The organism is Occallatibacter riparius, from assembly GCF_025264625.1.
GTDB classification, from domain to species: Bacteria; Acidobacteriota; Terriglobia; order Terriglobales; family Acidobacteriaceae; genus Telmatobacter; species Telmatobacter riparius.
Map to the genome: position 1 here is coordinate 3,165,059 of NZ_CP093313.1, position 20,528 is coordinate 3,185,586.

Annotated in this window: 12 protein-coding genes; 4 read left to right on the forward strand and 8 right to left on the reverse strand. The window is 59.0% G+C overall.

What is annotated here, in order from left to right:
• Positions 1 to 349: 349 nt before the first annotated feature.
• Positions 350 to 3,763: a cellulose binding domain-containing protein gene (locus tag MOP44_RS12805; RefSeq protein WP_260796645.1), complete on the forward strand. Its 3,414-nt coding sequence runs from the start codon at positions 350 to 352 to the stop codon at positions 3,761 to 3,763.
• An 88-nt stretch (positions 3,764 to 3,851) separates the two neighbouring features.
• Here MOP44_RS12805 and MOP44_RS12810 read toward each other — a convergent pair whose 3' ends face one another.
• The 7 genes from MOP44_RS12810 to MOP44_RS12840 all read right to left on the reverse strand — a co-directional run bounded on the left by MOP44_RS12810 (position 3,852) and on the right by MOP44_RS12840 (position 10,618).
• Entirely contained in the window at positions 3,852 to 5,333 is a 1,482-nt protein-coding gene (locus MOP44_RS12810) for an ATP-binding response regulator (RefSeq protein ID WP_260796428.1), read from the reverse strand.
• Positions 5,333 to 7,477, reverse strand: a complete 2,145-nt coding sequence (locus MOP44_RS12815) for an ATP-binding protein (protein WP_260796429.1) — start codon at positions 7,475 to 7,477, stop codon at positions 5,333 to 5,335. The genes MOP44_RS12810 and MOP44_RS12815 overlap by 1 nt, the downstream gene beginning before the upstream one ends.
• A 5-nt stretch (positions 7,478 to 7,482) precedes the next feature.
• On the reverse strand, positions 7,483 to 8,469 hold the full coding sequence (locus tag MOP44_RS12820; protein ID WP_260796430.1) for a SpoIIE family protein phosphatase: 987 nt from the start codon (positions 8,467 to 8,469) through the stop codon (positions 7,483 to 7,485).
• Positions 8,460 to 8,876, reverse strand: coding sequence for an anti-sigma regulatory factor (locus tag MOP44_RS12825; protein WP_260796431.1), 417 nt, complete (start codon positions 8,874 to 8,876; stop codon positions 8,460 to 8,462). The genes MOP44_RS12820 and MOP44_RS12825 overlap by 10 nt, the downstream gene beginning before the upstream one ends.
• Positions 8,845 to 9,240, reverse strand: coding sequence for an STAS domain-containing protein (locus MOP44_RS12830; protein WP_260796432.1), 396 nt, complete (start codon positions 9,238 to 9,240; stop codon positions 8,845 to 8,847). Before MOP44_RS12830 ends, MOP44_RS12825 begins: the two co-directional genes overlap by 32 nt.
• Positions 9,241 to 10,131 (reverse strand): STAS domain-containing protein, encoded by an 891-nt coding sequence (locus MOP44_RS12835; RefSeq protein ID WP_260796433.1) that lies wholly within the window; start codon positions 10,129 to 10,131, stop codon positions 9,241 to 9,243. It abuts the gene before it with no gap.
• A gap of 109 nt (positions 10,132 to 10,240) precedes the next feature.
• Entirely contained in the window at positions 10,241 to 10,618 is a 378-nt protein-coding gene (locus MOP44_RS12840) for a response regulator (protein ID WP_260796434.1), read from the reverse strand.
• A gap of 437 nt (positions 10,619 to 11,055) precedes the next feature.
• Here MOP44_RS12840 and MOP44_RS12845 point away from each other — a divergent pair, with 437 nt between their 5' ends.
• On the forward strand, positions 11,056 to 13,674 hold the full coding sequence (locus MOP44_RS12845) for a beta-galactosidase (protein ID WP_260796435.1): 2,619 nt from the start codon (positions 11,056 to 11,058) through the stop codon (positions 13,672 to 13,674).
• A 29-nt stretch (positions 13,675 to 13,703) separates the two neighbouring features.
• On the opposite strand, the gene MOP44_RS12850 is transcribed toward MOP44_RS12845, so the two are convergent.
• A complete protein-coding gene (locus tag MOP44_RS12850; protein WP_260796436.1) occupies positions 13,704 to 15,821 on the reverse strand; it encodes a glycoside hydrolase family 2 protein in 2,118 nt (705 codons plus the stop codon).
• 122 nt (positions 15,822 to 15,943) lie between these two features.
• Here MOP44_RS12850 and MOP44_RS12855 point away from each other — a divergent pair, with 122 nt between their 5' ends.
• Positions 15,944 to 17,029: a LacI family DNA-binding transcriptional regulator gene (locus MOP44_RS12855; protein ID WP_260796437.1), complete on the forward strand. Its 1,086-nt coding sequence runs from the start codon at positions 15,944 to 15,946 to the stop codon at positions 17,027 to 17,029.
• An 84-nt stretch (positions 17,030 to 17,113) separates the two neighbouring features.
• Positions 17,114 to 20,527, forward strand: coding sequence for a DUF5107 domain-containing protein (locus MOP44_RS12860; protein ID WP_260796438.1), 3,414 nt, complete (start codon positions 17,114 to 17,116; stop codon positions 20,525 to 20,527).
• Position 20,528: the final 1 nt, after the last annotated feature.

A 20,528-nucleotide genomic window follows, 5' to 3' on the forward strand; every position in this document is an offset into this window, starting at 1 on the left:
GTTTGAACAATTCAACAAGGAAGAGTCCGTGCAGTTACTAAAGTTGCTGCCGAGCTATATACATTCTGTAACTCTCTTTCTCAGCTTCCAAGAAAGATGTTAGACTCGCCTCACTCAAACAAACGAACAGTGGATTGAGATGCTTGCCAGACTGCCGCAGCTATAGCTGGCTAGCAACTGACCTGTATTCGTCTGTTCGAGGACAAAGTTTGTTCTTCGGGGCCGCGGGCCAGGGGTGAAGCTTATGGGGTTCTCTGTTCGTTTGATGTCTGCTACGTTCACTACATCCATGACGCGCTGTCTTGGGAGAGACTTCAGGCGCACTGTCAGGCGAGTCACTGCGGTGTTCATGCTCTTGGGTGTTGGTTTTTGGGCAGCAGCGCAGACTGCACACTTTGACGGGGCACAGACTGCCTCCATCTTCGGCACATCGTCTCTCGCTTCGAGCGGGAACATCTTCATCGGGCATGCAAGAAATCTGGATGGAACTGTGGCCGAATTGGCGCCCTCTGGGACGAACTTCGGTCAGGTCAACATTGGCGAGGGCGCTCCGCCGATTCCGATGATGTTCACGTTCGACGATGCTGGAACCCTGGGTGGCGTTTCGGTTCTGACGCAGGGAGCCTCAGGGCTGGATTACACCGATGCTCGCTCAGGAACGTGCACTGCAAACACGAGTTATGCGGCGGGCCAGACCTGCACCGTCAACGTGAGCTTCACGCCGCGGTATCCGGGTTCCCGCAATGGGGCAGTGGTGCTGACGGCGCCTGATGGCAGTGTCATTGCCACCGGTTACGTTCAAGGAACAGGAGTGGGGCCGCAGGTGAACTTCAACCCCGGAACGGAGATTAGCATTCCGGTCGCGGCTGGCTCGGGGCCTCTCGACGTTGCAATCGATGGCGCCGGAAACCTCTTCGTTCTAGAAAACGGTGCTCAGACTCTGGTGGAGGAAACCGCGTCTGACGGCGGCTACACGGAGACCACCATTGCCACCGGATTGAGCGACCCATACCAGGTTGTTGTCGATGGAGCCGGCAATCTCTACATCGCGGACATGGGAAACATGCGCGTGCTGAAGGAAACTCTCACGGCGAGCGGCTATGTTCAGAGTACGGTCGACAGCGGATTTGGCTATCCCTATGGGGTAGCCGTGGACGCTAGTGGAAATGTCTACATCGCAGACAACGTTGCGGACGGCGCCTCGAACAGTCTCGTCCTGAAGGAGACGCCCTCAACCACGGGCTATACACGAAGCACGGTCGTCAGCGGATTGAATAACCCGTCAAGCGTTGCTGTAGACGCGAGCGGTAATCTCTACATCGCTGATCTGAACGACGGCTCGGGAACTCTGTTCAAGGAGACGCTTTCAAACGGCGCTTACACTCAAACAACGATACCTGTGGCCGAATGGACGGAGGTGGAATCAATTGCTGTCGATGGACTCGGCAATGTGTTTTTTGTGGATCAATCGACAGGTACCATCATCAAGGAGACGCAGACTTCGGACGGATATGTCCAGCGCACAGCTGTCAGCGATCTAGCGCGTCCCTGGGGTCCATGGGGTGTTGCGGTTGATCAAAACGGGAACGTCTATACCGGGTATCCGCCTTTGGACGAAGTTGTGAAAGTGGACTTTGCTGATGCACCCACATTGCGTTTCACCAGCACACGGGTGGGTACAACCAGCGCGGACAGTCCGCAGATTGTGACCGTGGAGAACAACGGCAACGCTGCGCTCTCCTTTCCCGTTCCTGCGGCCGGTAGCAATCCCAGCATCGGAACTGATTTCACGCTGGGCAGTACGGGGCAGTCTGATTGCCCGCTGCTGGACAGCCAATCAGCAAGTGCGGCGACACTGGCGGCCGCGGCTAGCTGCGAGTTATCAGTGAGCTTTGCGCCGACCAGTTCCGGTTCTCTGGCGGAGACGTTGACTCTGACAGATAACAATCTGAATACGGCTGCGACGCAGACCATCGCTCTTACTGGCACGGGTGCGATTCAGACAACTCCATCAATCACCTGGAATGCGCCCACTGCCATCACCTACGGCACATCTCTTACCTCAGCGCAGCTCAATGCGAGTTCCACGGTAGCCGGGACTTTCAGTTACTCGCCAGCAGCAGGAACAGTCTTGGCGGCGGGGAGCCAAACGCTGACGGTGATATTTACGCCAACCGATACGACCGACTACACGACGGCTACCGCAACTGTGACGTTCACAGTAAACAGGGCAACTCCGTCGATCACCTGGAATGCGCCCGCAGCGATCAGCTACGGAACAGTTCTTAGTTCAGTGCAGTTGGATGCCACTGGTAGTGTCCCCGGAACCGTGAGCTATTCGCCGGGCGCTGGGACGGTGCTCTCAGCCGGGACGCAAACGCTCACTGCTGTATTAACGCCCACTGATTCGGCCGACTACCAGACGGCGCAAGCAAGTGTTTCTCTCACCGTCAACAAGGCGGCGCCATCGATCACGTGGCCTGCTCCTGCTGCAATCGTGTACGGCAATGCGTTGACTGCAACGCAACTGGATGCCTCGGCGAGCGTTGCAGGAACATTCACTTATTCGCCCGCGGCCGGGGCAGTTTTGGGTGCCGGCAATCAGACACTCACAGCTACCTTCAATCCGACCGATTCCGCAAATTACAGCCCGGTGACCAGCACGGTAGCACTGACAGTGAACAAGGCGGCGGCGCCGATCACCTGGAATTCGCCCGCAGCCATCACCTACGGAACAGCTCTTGGGTCCGCGCAACTCAATGCGAGTTCCACGATTGCAGGAACCTTCGTTTACTCGCCGGCGGCGGGAGTTATTCCGGCAGCGGGCACGCAGACGCTCACAGTGACGTTTACGCCAACCGATACTACTGACTATACGGCCACGACATCAACAGTGATGCTGGCGGTTAATAAGGCGACGCCCACGATCACGTGGCCCACCCCCGCGCCGATCACCGCGGGCACACCGCTCACGTCTACTCAACTGGACGCGACAGCTTCGGTTCCGGGGGCGTTTGCCTACTCGCCCGCCGCGGGCACGGCGCTCTCTGTCGGAGCGCAGACACTCAATGCGGTGTTCACTCCAACCGACTCCGTGGACTATAACTCCACGACAGCCTCGGTTGTCATTCAGGTAACAGCGGTGCCCACTTTTACCCTCAGCGTCTCTTCGGGCTCGCTGGCTCTGAGTGCGGGCAGCAACGCTACCGATACTGTCAGCGTGATCGGGCAGAACGGCTTTAACTCCGCGGTCACCCTTTCGGCTAACGGCATGCCAAGCGGCGTAACTGCCAGTTTTGGCACAAACCCCACATCAGGCAGCAGCGTATTGATGTTTACCGCGAGCACCTCCGCGATGCCCGGCACCTATGCGATCACGGTGACTGGTCTTTCAGGAGGGCTGTCTGCGAGCACGATCGTTTCTTTGACCATCCAGTCAGGATTTGCGTGCCACGTTGGTTACTCGATCATCAATTCATGGCCAGGTGGATTTCAGACCGCATTGACCATCGGCAATACAGGAACAGTGGCAATCTCTCACTGGATACTCACGTGGACATATGCCAACGGGCAGACGGTTACGCAACTGTGGAATGGGAACGTATCGCAGAGCGGAGCGAACGTGACCGTAACGAACCTGAGCTATAACGGCTCGATAGCGCCCGGCGCAACTTACACAGGCGCAGGGTTTAATGGGAGCTGGAACAACAAGACAAACGCAGTTCCAACTTCATTTGCCATCAACGGAACGGTTTGCCATTAGAGCGGTGGTGGAAGTGAGCAGCCTCGAGGCCAGACAAAACGCCGGCCCTTTCAGACGGATCTGGCCTCATCGCACCTCTCGATGGCAATCAAGATGCAGTGCGGACGTACACGGGCTCGGCGGCTTCACCTGACACAGGAAGATGATCCTCAGGCAGAAAGACCTCAAACGTGGTGCCATGAGCGGCAGCACGTTCCGAAGAGCGGAAGCGGATGGTGCCATTGTGGCGAGAGACAAGTCCTTGGGAGACCCAGAGACCGAGGCCGGATCCCTTGAGTTCCTTGGTGGTGAAGAACGGATCGAACAGGCGTTTGCGAATGTCGTGGGGAATGCCGGGTCCGCGATCGTGCACGGTAACGCGGACCCCACGAATCCCGTGGCGTTCTACAGTTCGCACGCGAACGATGACGTTTGAGTTGCGCGGAGCAGCCTCGGCGGCATTGCGCAGCAAGTTGCTGAAAACCTGCCTGAGTTGGCCGGGATATCCGCGAACCTGGGGTCCGGTCCGCGCATCGAGGACAAGATTCACCTGCTTCGCCAGCGATACGCTGTGATACATGGCGACGACTTCAGAAAGAAGGGCTGCGACATCAAGCGATACCGGCAACTGCGTGTCGCGATGGAAGGCGAGAGTCTGTTTTGTGATGCGGCCAACCCGCTCCACCTCCGCGTTGGCCTTGGTGAGGAGCTCTTGCACGAACTCGATGTCATCTGAAGTGCGTGCCAGAAAAATGAGGTTCGTAAGCGCCTCGAGAGGATTGTTGATCTCGTGGGCAATAGAGTGAGCGAGTTTGCCGGTGGCAGCGAGCTTTTCGGCCGTACGGAGTGCGTACTCTGCGAGCTTCCGATCGGTTACGTCAGATAGGATCAGGATCTTGTCGCTGTGCTGGGATTCTGGATTGATGAGCCCGAGCGAGAGCAGGATACTTCGACCGCCGATGGAGAACTCGGTCACAAATCGCTCTGTTCCTGCGAGAGACGGAACTTCGTCCTGACCCATAAGGGGCGCCAAGAAAGGCCAGGGCGCCCCGCGTTTCGATGGCACAAAAGCCGAGCTGCAGATGCTTTCGAAGGGACGGTTCCAGCGGACCAGCCGGTTATCGCTGTCGAGAATGGCCAGGCCCTCGGCGAGGGCATCGAACGCCGCTTGCCACTGGGTGGCGGACTTGCGCGCATTTGCTTCGGCGATGCGCATGCGAAGCAACGAGCGGACGGTAGCCACCAGCACGGTGCGGTCGATGGGGTGTGTCAGATAACCGTCTGCGCCGCCCTCCAGCGCGCGAACGCGATCTTCAGGGGAGACGAAGGAAGCGGAGATTTGCAGGACAGGGATGGACGCTGTGCGGGGGTTGGCTTTAAGACGCTGACAAACCTCGTAGCCTGACATATCAGGCAAGCGGACGTCCAGAATGATCAGGTCGGGCTGGGTTTCTGCGACAGCCAAGGCCTGGGCTCCAGTCATTCCCTCGAGGCACTGAAATCCGGTGGCGGAGAGCGCGCGCGCGAGAACGTAGCGGTTCTCCTCGCGGTCGTCGGCAATCAGCACGCGGGGGCGCTCCTGGTTAGCCATCAGTGTTCTCCGGACGGCTGCGGGTTGATACCCGAAGTCCTGATCCAATCGAGGAATGGCAGTGCGGACAGTCGAGAGGAGACGTCTTCCTTGCGCACGATAGCGGCTCCCCAATTCTCGAGCTGCGTGCGCTCCTGATCGCTCAGGGGCTTAGAGGTATAGATCAGAACCGGGAGGTTTTCTGTTTCAGGCCTGGAGCGGAGAGTGCGCAAGATATCGAAGCCGCTCATGTCGGGCATCAGCAGATCGAGGATGATCGCATCAGGAAGACCCTCGCGCAGAGCGTCAAGCGCCTCTGTGCCGTTGCCGACCTCGCTGATCTGGAGCCACGGCTGGGATAGCAGCTGGCGAAGGACGTAGCGGGATACTTCGTTGTCGTCGACGATCAGAAGGCGTCGTGTTCCACGTGCGGGAGTAAGTTGGCGCAACTCGGAGAGCAGCCTCTCGCGATCGATGGGTTTGGACAGGAAGGAGCTGGCGCCGTGGTCATAGGCTGTTCGTGCGTGATTGTGGGCGCTGGTGACGATCACAGGGACCCCCGGATTACGATCCCGAATTCGGTCGATGAAGCTCCAGGCCTGCTCCTCGCCGACGTAGACGTCGGCGAGGACCGCCGCCGGGGTGTGCCGCTCGGTCCACAACTCGGCTTGCGCGACAGTGGATGCGAGGATCGGCTGGAATTCGGTCTCGCGCAACGATGCTTCGACGTAATGCGCCTCACTCGGGTTGTCTTCGAGATAGAGGACAGGCATGCGATGGAATTCGGGTGCGGGCAGAGACTCGCCTTCTTCGGTGGAGACAGCCTCTCCGACATACACGGATGGGATGGTGAGGTAAAAGGTCGATCCGCGTCCCAGTTCACTTTGGAGGGCAATCTCTCCGCCGAGCAGCATGGCGAGATTTCGGCAAAGCGGAAGGCCCAGGCCTGTTCCGCGGTAGCGATCCTGGAGGGGATTCTCGACCTGGCTAAATTCCTTGAAGATCGTTTCGTAATGCTCGGGTGCGATGCCGATGCCGGTATCTGCGACAGCAAACTCGACGCGTCTGTTCTCGATGCTGCGGGCGCGCACTGAAACGGTACCGGAGGGGGTGAACTTGAGGGCATTGGAAATGAGGTTGCGCAGGATTTGCGAGACCTTGCCTTCATCGGTATGCAGGGGGGCCAGCGCGGATGCGTCCTCAAACAATAGATCGACGGAGGTATTGTCAGCCAGCAGCGGCTTGAGCATGCCCTTGAGGGCGCTGAAGAGTTCGTGGACGTCGAAGCGCTTGGGGCGCATGCGAATCTTGCCGGCCTCAACCTTGGCAAGATCGAGCAGGTCGTTGACCATTTCCTGCAGGTCGCGGGCGGATGACTCCATATAGCGGACCTGCCTCATCTGTTCGGGAGTCAGTTCACCATCGATGCGATCGAGGAGTAAGCGGGCGAGCGAAACGATGGAATTGAGCGGTGTCCGGAACTCGTGGGAGACGTTGGAAAGGAACTTGGTTTTCAGTTCAGAGGCGCGACGGAGGTAGTCTGCGCGCTCGTCCAGTTCCGCATACAAGGCGACGACACCGCGATTGGTGTCCTCAAGCTCGCGGTTCAACAGCTCCAGTTCTTCCTGGCGAGAGCGCAATTCCTGAAGGGTTTTGAGCAGCTCGCGATTCTGCCGCTCAATTTCAGTGAAAGGGTCGTCAGGGGCGCGACGCTGAATGGTGCGAACTGCTTCCTGGATGCTATTTGGATTCCAGCTCAGGCCCTGGTTTGGGGCGAACTTGGACATTCGCACCGAGGTGCCTTCAGCACTGCTGACGATTTCAAACTCGTCCATCAGGCGCCGGGTACCGATGATCCCCAGGCCCATACCCGTCTCCGACCGGTAGCGGCCGGCCAGAACCTCATCAAGGTTGCGAATACCCGGGCCTGAATCGGAGACCACGACTTCTATACGCTTGGGCGGTTCCAGCGACACCAGGAAGTTCACCTTGGCGTTGTGGGCATACCGAAAGCCATTGCGCGCCATCTCTGAGGTGGCGGTCGCGAGCCGGATCTGATCCTGGTTGTCCAAGCCCAGCGAGGCGGCGATTTCCCGCGCCTTCTGGCGAGCCTGGACGACGTCGCGATCATTGCGCAAGGCAATCTGGAAAAGCTGGGTAAGCATGGTCCCTACAAACCTTTGATGACGATTACACTCGCATCATCGCGGCTCCGGCGAAAATCTCTCAGCAGAGCGCCCGCAATGACGGCCGGATGCCGGGATGCGAGACCAGCATAAGAGGCCAGATCCCACCGGGTCTGGACGCCATCGGAGTGCAGAATCAGGATTCCGCCCTGCGGCCAGGGAAACTGGAGTTCCTGGATGCGGGGAACGACCATTCCCAGAGTGCCGTTATGCGACATAAGGCTGCGCGAAACGCCATTCTGCAGCAACACTGCTGAGATATTCCCCACGCCCGCATAAAGCAGCTTGCCGTCGGATCGAATCTCGGCAACGGCTGCTACGGCGCCGCGGGTCTTCCGCAGGGCGTCATGCAGATACCCCAGGATGGCCCCCGGGCTCTTGTCGGTATGACGGCGAAAGGTTGTGATCGCTTCCTGGGCGGCTTCCGAAGCACCCCATCCATGGCCAAGGCCGTCGGCAAGCAGCACCAGGGTCCGATCAGCGAAGCACTCGCACGCCCATCCATCTCCGCAGAACCGTTCCCCCGGATAGGGAACTGCCATTCCAGCAATCGAGAGAGGGCAGGCCGGCCCGGAACCGATTTCCAGGAAGACGATTGTCCCGGAAGAGCTGGTGAAGATCTCGAAATTTGTGGCAATCCGTTTGATGGCCCCAAGGCCGCCACCCATGGTGCCGCCGGTCGAGTACCCATCTCTCATGGCACGGGTCAGATCGCCTATGCCGGGCCCGCTGTCCATGGCCAGCACGCGGGCCAGGGATCGATCTCCATTTCGCGCGCCAGCCAAGATGATCTGGCCACCGCCGCCATGAACGAGCACGTTACGGGAGACCTCAGTGACTAGCAGAGCCAGTTCGCCGCCCCTGGTTTCATCGAATCCAAGGCGTTGGCCCATGGTCATGGCGGCGCGGCGCGCCTCGCCGACTGAACTCTGGTCGGTAACAGAAACGAATTCCGTCAGGATTACTTCCATCGGATAACAGTCACTTTGGTTCCTTTGCCTACTTCCGATTGGATGTCGAATTCGTTCACCAGGCGCTTGCTGCCTCCAAGCCCGAGTCCCATTCCCGACGCTGAGGTATACCCATCCTTCAGTGCCAGATCGATATTCGGGATACCCGGCCCCTGATCTTCAAAGACCAGGCGCAGTCCGCTCTTCGCTCCGGAGGTGATCACCTCGGCGGTCATGCTTCCACCTTTCCCGTGATCCAGAGCGTTACGTGCCAGTTCGCTGGCGGCGGTAACGAGTTTTGTCTGATCCACCAGGCTGAAGCGGAGCTCAATGGCCCACTGCCTTACTTTCTGGCGGGCCAGCACTACGTCGTTCGAGTTCTTTAGCGGCTGGGTCTCACGCTTGACGATGTTCATGGTCAGTTCCATTGGCATCTTCTGCGACAGCCCCCAGCAGGAGTTCCATGCCCGCCTCGACGGTCAAAGCCGTACGCACTCCAGGCAAGGACATCCCGAGTTCGACGAGCGTGATGGCCACGGCCGGCTGCATTCCGACGACCACAGTGTCGGCGCCCAACACGCGGGACATAGCCGCAATGTTGGCCAGCATGCGGCCGATGAACGAGTCGACAATCTCGAGCGATGAGATATCGATGAGTACGCCCGTCGATCCGTATTCGGAGATGCGGTGGGTTACGTCGTCCTGGAGTTGGAGTGCGAGCTTGTCGTGCATATCGATCTGGATGGTGATCAACAGCAGCGGTCCCATGCGAAGTACGGGAATTTTCTCCATCTACTCCTCCCGCTTCGCGATCAGATGAGCCAATGGACTTAGGGGTGCGGCGGTCTGGCGCACCACAGCTCTTCCGCTGCGCTGCAGAGCCAAGGCGAACGCGTCAGACAGCTTAGCCTTGGTAATGACATCTTCAAGGTTGATGCCCAGGTGAACGATGGTCTGCGCAATCTGCGGACGCACGCCGCTGATAATGCACTCGGCCCCCATCAAGCGGGCGGCCGTGATGGTCTTGAGCAGATGCTGCGCCACGAGGGTATCCACCGTGGGTACGCCGGTGATGTCGATAATGGCGTACTTGGAGTTGGTAGCAACCACCGTTTGCAGGAGGTTCTCCATCACCACCTGAGTGCGCGAGCTATCCAGCGTGCCGATGATGGGAAGGGCCAGGATGCCGTCCCAGAGTTTGACCACCGGGGTCGACAGCTCCAGAAGTTCCTGTTGCTGCCGGGAGATCAGTTCCTCCCTTGTGTCCATGAACGCTTCGGTAGTGATCAGGGCCAAGCGGTCGAGCAGTTCGGTCGCGGTCCAAAGGGCGGCGAACATGCGGTCCTGGTCGCCCTTGAACTTCTTACGGATTTCAGCAAAGAGCGGCTGTTTGAGGGAGAGGACGAAGGTGGTAACTTCGACCGGAGAAAAGCCCTGCCGCGCGCGGGAGGCGGAAATTTCCTTGAGAAGCGCCCGGGCGGTATCCCATCCGCCTGCGCTGATGTCGGTGGGCCCGCTTGTCCTGACCCCTTCCACGATGGCATTGAGAATATCGCGGGTCTGCTCTTCAAGCTCTGCCTTGCTGATTACGCCAGCGCGTTCAATGACCTTGGCCAACTCGGAAAGCCATTGCTTCCGAATGGGCTCCGCACTCTCAGAAATGATCTCCGCGAGATCGTTCATTGCCTGCTCCTTGGGATGAATATGCGGGTGGGGAATTGAACCTGGAGAACTAGCAGATGGCGAGCGGAAGGGTCCTCAACCAGATCCCTCTCCAGGGATTGGATTGCAATTAGCGTATCAGTTGTTGCAGCTTTTCGCGGAACACTTCCATGCCCTCCCACTTGGACACATAGGAGGATATGTTGAAGAGCTCGCAGAGCTCACGATGTTCGTCAAGGACTGACCAAATCAGGATGGGAATCGCGGACAGGCGAGGCGTACTGTGCCACTTGCGGAGCAACTCGAATCCGCTGTCTACGCCTAGATCCAGGTCAAGAACGATGGTGTCCGGAAGGGTGGTCTTGCCGGCAAGCCCCTCTTCAAGCAGCGCAGAGGCCGCGGGCACGGAATTGCGCGTGTGGATCTTGTCAAAGCCCAACGACTCCGCAACTGCCGCGGCTTTCTTCAAGTCTCCCGACGCATCGTCGATGAGAAGCAATTCCCGCATACTAGAACACCCTTGATGGCCCATTGTGCCGGAGTAGTGTAATTGCCGAGCCTGGAAAGCGCAAAACCGATGCTGCTCGGTCGATTCCACCGCGCCACTCGCCCGCCTATGTGGTCAAAGAGCCAAACGATGCCATCAAATTTCTCTCCGGTTCTGCGGATGTCAAGGCTTGGTGGAAGTGTAGCCGATCCGGGCCAGGTCAGCCTTCGAATTCGTGCAGGCTTTGCGGGGTTAGCGGACCATACCACTACTGCGCGAAGGTGCTGAGAAAGCTGGGTTCCGAGAATACGTGTAGCTGTTGCAGGCCTCAAGCAAATGCTCAGGTCGACGGGCGTCAAGGCAAACCGATGGATCGCAATCCAGTTCCAGTCTGGTCGGATATGCCAAATGCGCATGAGGCATACGGAGTAATCTTTCTCGTACCGGAGACTTATCGAATGTTCTTCGCCTTGCTGAAGGATTCTACGGGGCTGGCCAGAAGCGTGCGCGGGCGGCGCGTGGCGGCCCTCGCTGTCCCTTTCATTTTTCTGTCTGGGTTTCGGATTACGACGTCTGCGGCGCAGGTGCTTACCGCCATCCGCATCGATGCCAGTCAGCCGTATAGCGAACCCGGAGCGGCGCGTTATGAGGGCGGCACGTCGAAATCGGTCTCCGGCAGCACCCTGGCTGTGAATAGCCGCTACTTTGTGCGCGACGGCAAGCCCTGGCTGCCGGTGGTGGGGGAATTCCACTATGCGCGCTACCCGGAATCGCGCTGGGAAGAGGAGATCCTGAAGATGAAGGCGGGCGGCATTGATGTGGTTGCCAGCTACGTCTTCTGGATCCACCACGAAGAGATCGAGGGCCAGTTTGACTGGCAGGGGCAGCGCGACCTGCGCCGCTTCGTGCAGCTCTGCGCTAAGCACGGAATGTATGTCGAGCTGCGCATCGGGCCATGGGATCACGGCGAAGTGCGCAACGGGGGCTTTCCCGATTGGCTACTCAAGAAGCAGCTTAAGACGCGCGTCAACGACCCGGTGTATCTCTCGTACGTTCGCAGGTGGTATGGGCAGATCGCCCAGCAGGTGCGAGGGCTTATGTGGAAGGACGGCGGCCCGATCATCGGGATTCAACTGGAGAATGAATATAGTCAGCGCGGACCCGGGGCCGGCGAAGCGCACATTCTCGAACTCAAGAAACTCGCCGTTGCTGCTGGCTTTGATGTTCCTTACTATTTCGTGACCGGGTGGGATCAGGCCGTTGTGCCGCATGACGCGGTTATCCCGGTTTATGGGGGCTATCCTGATGCGCCGTGGGATGCCTCAACCGCGAAGCTTCCACCCTCTGAAGTTTATGCATTCCGATTTCATAGCCGTGTCGCCTCCAACATGGGCGTGATCGGCGGGGCGTCAGCGGCAGTTGAGGACACTTCAGCACAGGCTCCGCTGCCTTATCTCACGGCGGAGATTGGGGGTGGCTTGCAGAATACATATCACCGCCGTCTCGTGGTGCATCCGGACGACATTGCAGCCATGTTTCCGGTGATGCTGGGTTCCGGTGTGAATCTGTACGGCACGTATATGTTTCAGGGCGGCGAGAATCCAGAAGGCAAGCTCTCGACCCTGCAGGAGTCGCAGGCCACCGGTTATCCGAACGATGTGCCCATCAAGTCCTACGACTTTCAGGCGCCGCTGGGCGAGTTCGGGCGGGAGCGTGAGTCGTTCCGCAAGATGAAAGTGTTCCAGTACTTCCTCAACGACTTCGGCGACTACCTCGCACCGATGATGGTTCACGCGCCCGACCAGCAACCGGCGAATCCGTCTGACCTCTCAGTGCCGCGCGCTTCCTTGCGATCGCGGGGAGACTCGGGATTCATCTTCTTCAACAACTACGTGCGCAATTACGAGACCCCGGCGCGGTCCGCAGCGCAATTTGAAGTTCGTCTTCCCCATGGAACAGTGCGCGTGCCGAGCCGTCCAGTCGACATTCCTGCGGGCGCTTACTTCATCTGGCCCTTCAACCTGCATGCAGGCGGAGTCAACATCCGGTACAGCACCGCGCAGCTGTTCACGCGCATCGCGGGCGATGGAGGCGACACTCTCTACTTTGCAGCGATTCCTGGCATTCCCGTGGAGTTCGCGTTTGATTCGGATACGGTTGGATCTCTGCAGTCCTCCAGCGGCAAAACCAGCCACGATGCGGGTCTGGTAACGGTGAGCGAATTGCGGCCAGGGGTCGATTCGTTCGTCGACGTGACGGGCTCGAAGGGCGGCAAAGTCCACCTTGTGGTTCTAACAGGACGCGAAGCGGAAGATGCGTGGAAGGTTCAGTTCGCGTCCAAGTCTGGCGGCGGTCGCGTAAGCGATCACTTGCTCATCACGGCAGATGACTTTTTCGTCGACCAGGACGGCGGGAAGCAGCGTGTTGTTCTCCGTTCTCGCGGAGAGTCGAATTTCGCATTCACCATCACGCCGCCTCTGACCCTGGCTCCGCATGGCAACGTGCCATTGGTTCAGGCGGACGCTACGGCGCGGATGGTTCGCTTTACGGCCGATGCAGGGGAGCGGGACCTGGAGCTAAAGTACCGGTTGGTTAAGCCCGCTGGCGACGCGCCACCGGTGAAGCTAGGCCCTGCGCCTGCCTGGCGGCCGCAGGGCGTGGCCATGGCACCCGGGATCGCCGAACCGCCGTACGCTGCGCGCTGGTCCATCGAGCTTCCGCCGAATGTCTTCAACGGCCCGAGCGACGTTTTCTTGCAGGTAGAGTATCAGGGAGATTTAGCTCGTTTTACCGCGGGCGACAGGCTACTTACAGATAACTTTTACGATGGCCAGACGTGGTCCATAGGCCTGCGTAGATTCCTGGAATTGAAAGACGGTTCATTCGGACTGACAATTGTGCCGTTGCGGCGCGATGCTCCCGTCTACTTCGAGTTCCAGGAGGCTCCCGCTTTCGGAGCAAACGGCCAGGCGGCCGTGTTGCAGAGCTTGCGCCTTGTGCCTGAGTACGAGCTTGTGCTCACCGGCGGCGATAATCAATCGGCAGGCCGTAGTCGTCGCGCTGCGCCGAGTCCTTGAGTGCGCGGCTTGCGCGTACGGCGCTTTGTTCAGCTTCTGCTCGCCTCATCCAGGTACTCAACTGTGATAGCAGAGAAGCCGTTGGGCCGCACCAGGTCCACGACGACTTTCCTGATGGACTTCACGGACGAGCTGAATTCAAGTGTGTGCGATGAGCCGGGATGCAGGTCGGGCAATTGCGTTCTGCCGCCATCCATGGGCAGGTCGTCGTATCCGTAAGCCAGCCATCGCAGCCAGTAGCCGCGCAGAGTGTAGCCGGGAAGTTGCTCCCGTGTACGCATGTCGAACTCGTATTTGCCTTCACCGGAATTGCGCAGGCCGGCACTCTCGACGGGACTGGCCTGCAGCCGCAGCGCGTCAAATGAGGGCTTTCGTTTCCCATACAGATCGACAACTCCATGTACTCTCTGCCGCATGGCGCCCACTCCCTTGTCGCCAACGAGCGTGCGGTAATCGTTGTAGTCGAAGTAAATGGCGCCGGCGATCTCGGGGAATTTCCGAAACACCTCAGTATGTGAGTTGACGATGAAAACCCTGTTCTCATCGCCAGGCGCCATCTTCGGCTGGCACTCGCACCAGCCGTATTCGGACACCACAATGGGTTTATCCGGGAACGCCTTGCGAATGCGGTCGAGATGCGTTTCCACGTCGGCGGGGCCTCCTGGCGCCCAGCTTCCGTAGTACTCGTTGGTCGAAATGAAGTCGAGCTCTCCTGCCATGTCGGAACCTGGATCAACGTGTAGCGTGTTGGATGCGTAGGTTTGGAGACGTGATGGGTCGAGGCGACGTGCCTCAGCGCCGATCGCGCGGGCAAATTGGCGGGTGCGCGGGTTCTTGCCGTCCACCTCGTTGCACAGGCCCCACGCCACAATGCACGGATGATTCCGATCGCGATGAATCATTTCGCGCAGTTGCTCGAGCCCGTTCTGCTCCAGCGCATGCTGTACGTCATCGGATGTTTTCGAGAACGTCTCCGGGCCCCACGCAGGTACCTCTTCTTGCATCAGGATGCCGTGGCGGTCGCAAAAGTCCAGAACGCGCTTGTCCTGCGCCCAGTGCACGCGGGTGAAGACGCAATTCAGATCCTTCATATCGCGGTGATTGCTGTCGATCCACTCGGTCGTTTCTGCGAGTCCCAGTTCAGGGTGGCTGCCGGCCATGCGCTCCACCCCCATGAGCGAGACCTTCTCTCCATTCAGATAGAATGACGAACCACGTGCTTCGAATTTGCGAATGCCGAATTGATCGAGGAACTTGTGGCTGCCGGAAGAGCTTTTGAGTTCGACGACAGCTTCGTAGAGGCGCGGAGCATCGAAATGCCACAGCGCAGCGTTCGTTAGCGTCGTTGGACCTATCTCGACAACCTGAGTGCCGTTGGGCGCAAACGATGTGCTCACGGGCCCGATTTTCAACTGCTCCTCCGCAGTGCCTTCTTGGCGGATTGCTGCTTGAATGGTCGCCTTCTGAACTTGTGCAGTTGCATTCCGAATGATTGCCCGGATGCGGATGGCGGCTGAACCGTTTGTCAGGTCGGGGATTGCATCGATTTCCACGCGTTCGATGAAGGTCCGCGGCGTGATGAGCAAGTTCACTGGGCGAATGATGCCGCCGTCGTCGGTCCAGTCGTAGCTCTTGTTGCGCGGCAGCATACGATCGTTGGGCCGATTGTCGACGCGTACCAGCAGTGTGCTTTCCTGCCCGAAGGTCAAGCCATTTGAGAGATCGAGTGCGAATGCGGTGTAGCCCTTGCCGACGTGCTCGCCGATTGGCTTTCCGTTGAGGAATACGTGCGCCGTGTGATTTACCGCTTCGAACTCTACACGCACATGCTGCGAGGTCCAACTTGCCAGGGCCTCAAAGCGGAGCCGATACCAGGCGACGCCGACAAACTCTGGCGAACCGCCGAGTGCTTGCCACGTATGAGGCGCCTGTACCGCTTTCCATCCGGCCTGGCCCGGCGCCTCGATTATCTCGTCGGCTCCCGTGGGGTCGAGACGAAATTCCCAGCCATCCCGGAGTGGGATGCTGCCTGCCACTGGATATTCGCCGGGTGAGGGAAGCGGCGGCTTTGCCGCAAGTTGATCTGCGGCGGCCAGCAACAGTCCGCTAGTCGAGATGCCCTGAAGAAACTTGCGCCGAGATTGCACATTTACCTCGGATGTAGATATATTTGCGGGTACGTACACGGAAACACACTTACAGTACGTAATGCACTCCCAAACTGTCAACGTTATCTGCGGCACAACTCCAGAACCAGGATTAGCCCGTTATGAGGAAGCAGAAGGAAAGCGGCCCCGCAGGCATTCGGCAGATTGCCGAGGCGCTTGGTGTTTCCATTGGCACGGTCGATCGGGCATTGCATGGGCGCGAGGGGGTAAGCGCCAAAACGCGCGAGCGCGTGCTCAGGCAGGCGAAGAAGCTCAATTACACGCCAAACCTGGTAGCGCGAAATCTGAAGCTGAATCGCCATTTCCGCATTGGTGTTTTCCTGCCGGAGCAGATCGCATCGTTTTTCGACCCGCTGAGGGCCGGCATCCGTGCGGGGGCGTTGGCCGCTGCCGGTGCGAACGTGGAAGTGGTTTTCCATTCGTACCCGCAGCTTGGACAGGGCGACGTCGAATCTATGGAGACGCACAGATGGCGTCAGTTTGACGGCATCATTCTTGCGCCAGGACAGCCTGCCAAGGTGACCTTTATCTGCCAGGAAGCAGAGGAGGAGAACAAGCCAATCGTGTTCGTGGCGACTGATGCAGCGAGGGAGAATAGGCTAGCGTCGATTGCGGTTGAGTCGGTCCTCAGCGGTGGGATCGCGGCGGAATTGCTGGGCCGTCTGGTTCCAGATCGACGGCAGGTTGTGGTGATCACCGGGGATTTGAAGATTCAGGATCACGCCGACAAACTGCGCGGTTTTGCCGCGTCGCTGGCGACTCTGGCACCGCACCTCACCATGTTGCCTGCTATTCAGTCGCATGAATCCGCACGGGACGCGCACAAGGCAACATCGCGCCTGTTGAAGGAGCATCCGGATTTGGGTGCAATCTACATCAGCACAGCTAATAGCGCTCCTGTGATTGCTGCAGTTGCCGAATCGCAAAGGGCCGGAAAAGTTCAGATCATCGCAACTGATTTCTTTCCGGAGATGGCGCAGTGGATCGAATCAGGGCAGGTATTTGCGGCGTTGCATCAGCGCCCTTTCACACAGGGCAGGATGGCGTTTGAAGCGCTCAGCCGTTTTCTTGTCCAGGGTTGCGCGCCAGAGCGCTCCGTACGGCTCGCTCCTCACCTCGTGCTGAGAAGCAATATGTCACTCTTCGTAGACGCCTACAGCGCGGGCCGACCGGAGCCGGAATTCTGAGCCCCTGAGCCGGAGATCCTTGACAGAAGACCAAGCCACGGGTAGCGTGATCTTCACGTTAACGTACACGGTTACGGAGTTTGAATGTTCTCCCATGAAGCAGCGCAAGGCGACTCCACCCCTCATTTACTGGTTTTACCCCATGCTCCCGCTGATCAAAGCGGGCCGGTGAAGGCATGGCAGCAGGATGTGGAGATCCTGACGTATCTCCCGGACGCGCCGGATCGCAATCCGATGTTCCTGGAGAACCGCGTATATCAGGGCAGCAGCGGAAGGGTGTACCCGCTCCCCTTCATCGATCGCATCGCAACTGAGCCCCAGACGAAACGGTGGAAGGCGATCCACATCGAAAACGAGTTTCTTCGGCTGATGATCCTGCCAGAGATTGGCGGGCGCATTCACGTTGGTTACGACAAGACCACGGGCTACGACTTTTTTTACCGCCAGAACGTCATCAAGCCTGCCCTGGTTGGGCTCGCAGGACCGTGGATCTCAGGCGGCGTCGAATTCAACTGGCCACAGCATCACCGGCCTGCAACCTTCATGCCGGTGTCAACTGAAGTTGAAACGGATCAGGATGGGTCCGTCACCATATGGTGCAGCGACCACGATCCCATGCTGCGCATGAAAGGCATGCACGGCATCTGTCTGCGGCCTGGGCGCGCCGTGGTTGAACTGAAGGCTCGCCTTTACAACCGTACGCCATTCACGCAGACCTTCCTGTGGTGGGCCAACGTGGCCACGCGCGTACATGAGGAGTATCAGTCGTTCTTTCCAGGCGATGTCCGCTTTGTGGCGGACCATGCCAAGCGGGCAGTCACCTCGTTCCCGCTGAGCGACGGCCGGTATTACGGCGTGAATTACGGCGAACGTGCGCGCAACGGAGTGCCTGCAGACGAGATGCCGCGTCAGTTCGTGCCCGGGGAGAGCTATGCCCCGAACGACCTGAGCTGGTACGCCAACATTCCGGTTCCTACCAGTTACATGATCACCGGAACCGGACAGAACTTCTTTGGGGGCTACGATCACAAGGCCGGAGCCGGCGTGGTGCACGTGGCAAATCATCACATCGCCCCCGGCAAGAAGCAGTGGACGTGGGGCAATCACGAATTCGGTTACGCGTGGGACCGCAATCTGACGGACAACGACGGTCCTTACATTGAGTTGATGGCCGGAGTGTATACGGATAATCAGCCAGACTTTTCGTGGCTCGCTCCCTGGGAAACCAAGACGTTCACGCAGAACTGGTATCCGATTCACAAGATCGGCACTCCCGTCGCGGCCAATGCCGAAGCGGCGCTGAGCCTGACGGTCGAGCAGCATCAGGCGCGGATTGGGCTTTATGTAACCAGTGCTGTTGACTCCGCAACTATTGTGTTGAAGAGCAGTGGCGCGGAACTTGCGCGATGGGACACGACGATCGACGCGGCGCGTTCTGTGGTGGTCGAATCGCCCGTGCCTTCGGGAAGCGACTTGGCGGAAATGGCGGTCGAAGTCTATGCCGGACAGCGGGTTCTGATTTCATACGATCCGGCGCGCATAGAGCCCGCTGCAGCCCCTATGGTTGCTCAGGAGCCGAAGCTGCCCGAACAAGTTGAGACGATCGAGGAACTTTATCTCATCGGTATGCATCTCGAGCAGTATCGTCACGCCACACGCATGCCGGAGCCGTATTGGGCCGAAGGCCTGCGTCGGGATCCAAACGACTCTCGCATCTGCAACGCCATGGGTCTGTCGCACCTTCGCCGCGGTGAATTCGAAAAGGCCGCAGTGCATTTCGAGGCCGCCATCGCGCGGCTCACCGCGCTCAACCCAAATCCCCGCGACGGGGAGCCCTATTACAACCTGGGGCTTGCTCGGCGATATCAGGGGCGCCAGAAAGAAGCTTACGGTGCCTTCCACAAGGCGACGTGGAATGCCGCGTGGCGCGCGGCGGCGTACTTCGCGCTGGCTGAATGCGATGCGGCAAGGCAGGAGTGGCGCACGGCTCTCGATCACGTGCAGCGCAGCTTGAGAGCGGATGGGGACAATCTCAACGCTCGCAATCTGCTGGCGATCGTCCTGCGCAGGCTGGGAGATGTTTCTGCCGCGGATCGAATGCTTGACGAAACTCTTGCCCTCGATCCACTCGACATTGGAGCGCGATGGCAGAAGGGAATCGCTCCCGCCCATGGACAGGAGAGTCTGGACCTGGCTTTCGACCTCATGCGCGCTGGTTTTCACGAGGAAGCGCGCGCTGTACTGCGCCTGGCGGACCTCGATGCGCACGACGGCTCCACGCCGATGGTTCTTTTCACGCTCGCCTACACCGAAGAAAAACTCGGCGCGAAAACCGTTGCGCAAACACTCCATCGGGCGACGCAATCGTGCCTTGATTACTGCTTCCCGAGCAGGCTGGAGGAAATGCTTGTGCTCGAGTGGGCTCTGATGAGAGCCAATTTGCGATGGGTTCCGGCGTACCTGCTCGGCAACTTGCTGTATGACCGGAAGCGTTACGAGGAAGCGATTGAGCACTGGGACAAAGCCGCCGAGGCAAACCCATCGTTCGCAACCGTTCACCGTAATCTGGGAATCGCGCATTTCAACGTCCGTCATGACCCCGAACAAGCATTGAGCAGTTTTGAATCTGCATTTGCTGCAAATCCGCGCGATGCACGTGTACTCTACGAGCGCGATCAGCTATGGAAGCGGACTGGGCGTTTTCCTCATCTGCGCCTGAGTGAGTTGCAGCAGTATCCAGAACTCGTGGAGGCGCGAGACGATCTGTCTGTGGAACTCGCTGCGCTGCTCAACCAGGTGGACAAGCCTGACGAGGCTCTCCGTCTCTTGCTCGGCCGAAAGTTCCAGCCATGGGAAGGCGGCGAAGGGCTCGTCCTTCGGCAGTATGAGCGCGCTCGTATGCTGCTTGGCCGACGCGCGCTGGATGGCGGCGATTTCACTCATGCCTGCAGAGAATTCTTTGCGGCGCTCGAGCCCCCAGATAATCTCAGCGAGGCGAAGCATCTGCTGGCGAACCAGAGCGACGTTCACTATTGGCTCGGCGAATCTTTCAACTGCGGCGGGCAAACGGATGAAGCCCGGACATGGTGGTTGCGCGCAGCCCACCAGAAAGGCGACTTCCAGCAAATGTCCGTGCGAGAGGTCTCCGACATGACCTTCTGGAGCGGCCTTGCTTTCACCCGGATCGGCATGCGGGGAGAGGCCGAAGCTCTGTTCAACCGCATTTTCGAGTACTCTGTCGAACTTGAGAGGGCCGAACCAAAGGTCGACTACTTCGCAACGTCTCTTCCTGCCATGCTCCTGTTCAATGAGGACCCTGCCCGCCGCAACCGTGTCGATGCCATGTTTCTTCGTGCCCAGGCTTGCGCCGGGGTCGGGCGTTCGAACGACGCGCTCGCTCTGCTCAACAATTTGCTTGAGCTCGATGCAAGCCATGCTGGAGCGCGCGATTTGAGACAGCTGTTGAGCCGGTTCCAAGATCGGAGGGCGGCGCGCTGAC

Excerpts from the sequence above, each read along its gene's own strand:
- MOP44_RS12805 (WP_260796645.1), top strand. The coding sequence starts at position 350 with ATGCTCTTGGGTGTTGGTTTTTGGGCAGCAGCGCAGACTGCACACTTT.
- MOP44_RS12810 (WP_260796428.1), bottom strand. The coding sequence starts at position 5,333 with ATGGCTAACCAGGAGCGCCCCCGCGTGCTGATTGCCGACGACCGCGAG.
- MOP44_RS12815 (WP_260796429.1), bottom strand. The coding sequence starts at position 7,477 with ATGCTTACCCAGCTTTTCCAGATTGCCTTGCGCAATGATCGCGACGTC.
- MOP44_RS12820 (WP_260796430.1), bottom strand. The coding sequence starts at position 8,469 with ATGGAAGTAATCCTGACGGAATTCGTTTCTGTTACCGACCAGAGTTCA.
- MOP44_RS12825 (WP_260796431.1), bottom strand. The coding sequence starts at position 8,876 with ATGGAACTGACCATGAACATCGTCAAGCGTGAGACCCAGCCGCTAAAG.
- MOP44_RS12830 (WP_260796432.1), bottom strand. The coding sequence starts at position 9,240 with ATGGAGAAAATTCCCGTACTTCGCATGGGACCGCTGCTGTTGATCACC.
- MOP44_RS12835 (WP_260796433.1), bottom strand. The coding sequence starts at position 10,131 with ATGAACGATCTCGCGGAGATCATTTCTGAGAGTGCGGAGCCCATTCGG.
- MOP44_RS12840 (WP_260796434.1), bottom strand. The coding sequence starts at position 10,618 with ATGCGGGAATTGCTTCTCATCGACGATGCGTCGGGAGACTTGAAGAAA.
- MOP44_RS12845 (WP_260796435.1), top strand. The coding sequence starts at position 11,056 with ATGTTCTTCGCCTTGCTGAAGGATTCTACGGGGCTGGCCAGAAGCGTG.
- MOP44_RS12855 (WP_260796437.1), top strand. The coding sequence starts at position 15,944 with ATGAGGAAGCAGAAGGAAAGCGGCCCCGCAGGCATTCGGCAGATTGCC.
- MOP44_RS12860 (WP_260796438.1), top strand. The coding sequence starts at position 17,114 with ATGTTCTCCCATGAAGCAGCGCAAGGCGACTCCACCCCTCATTTACTG.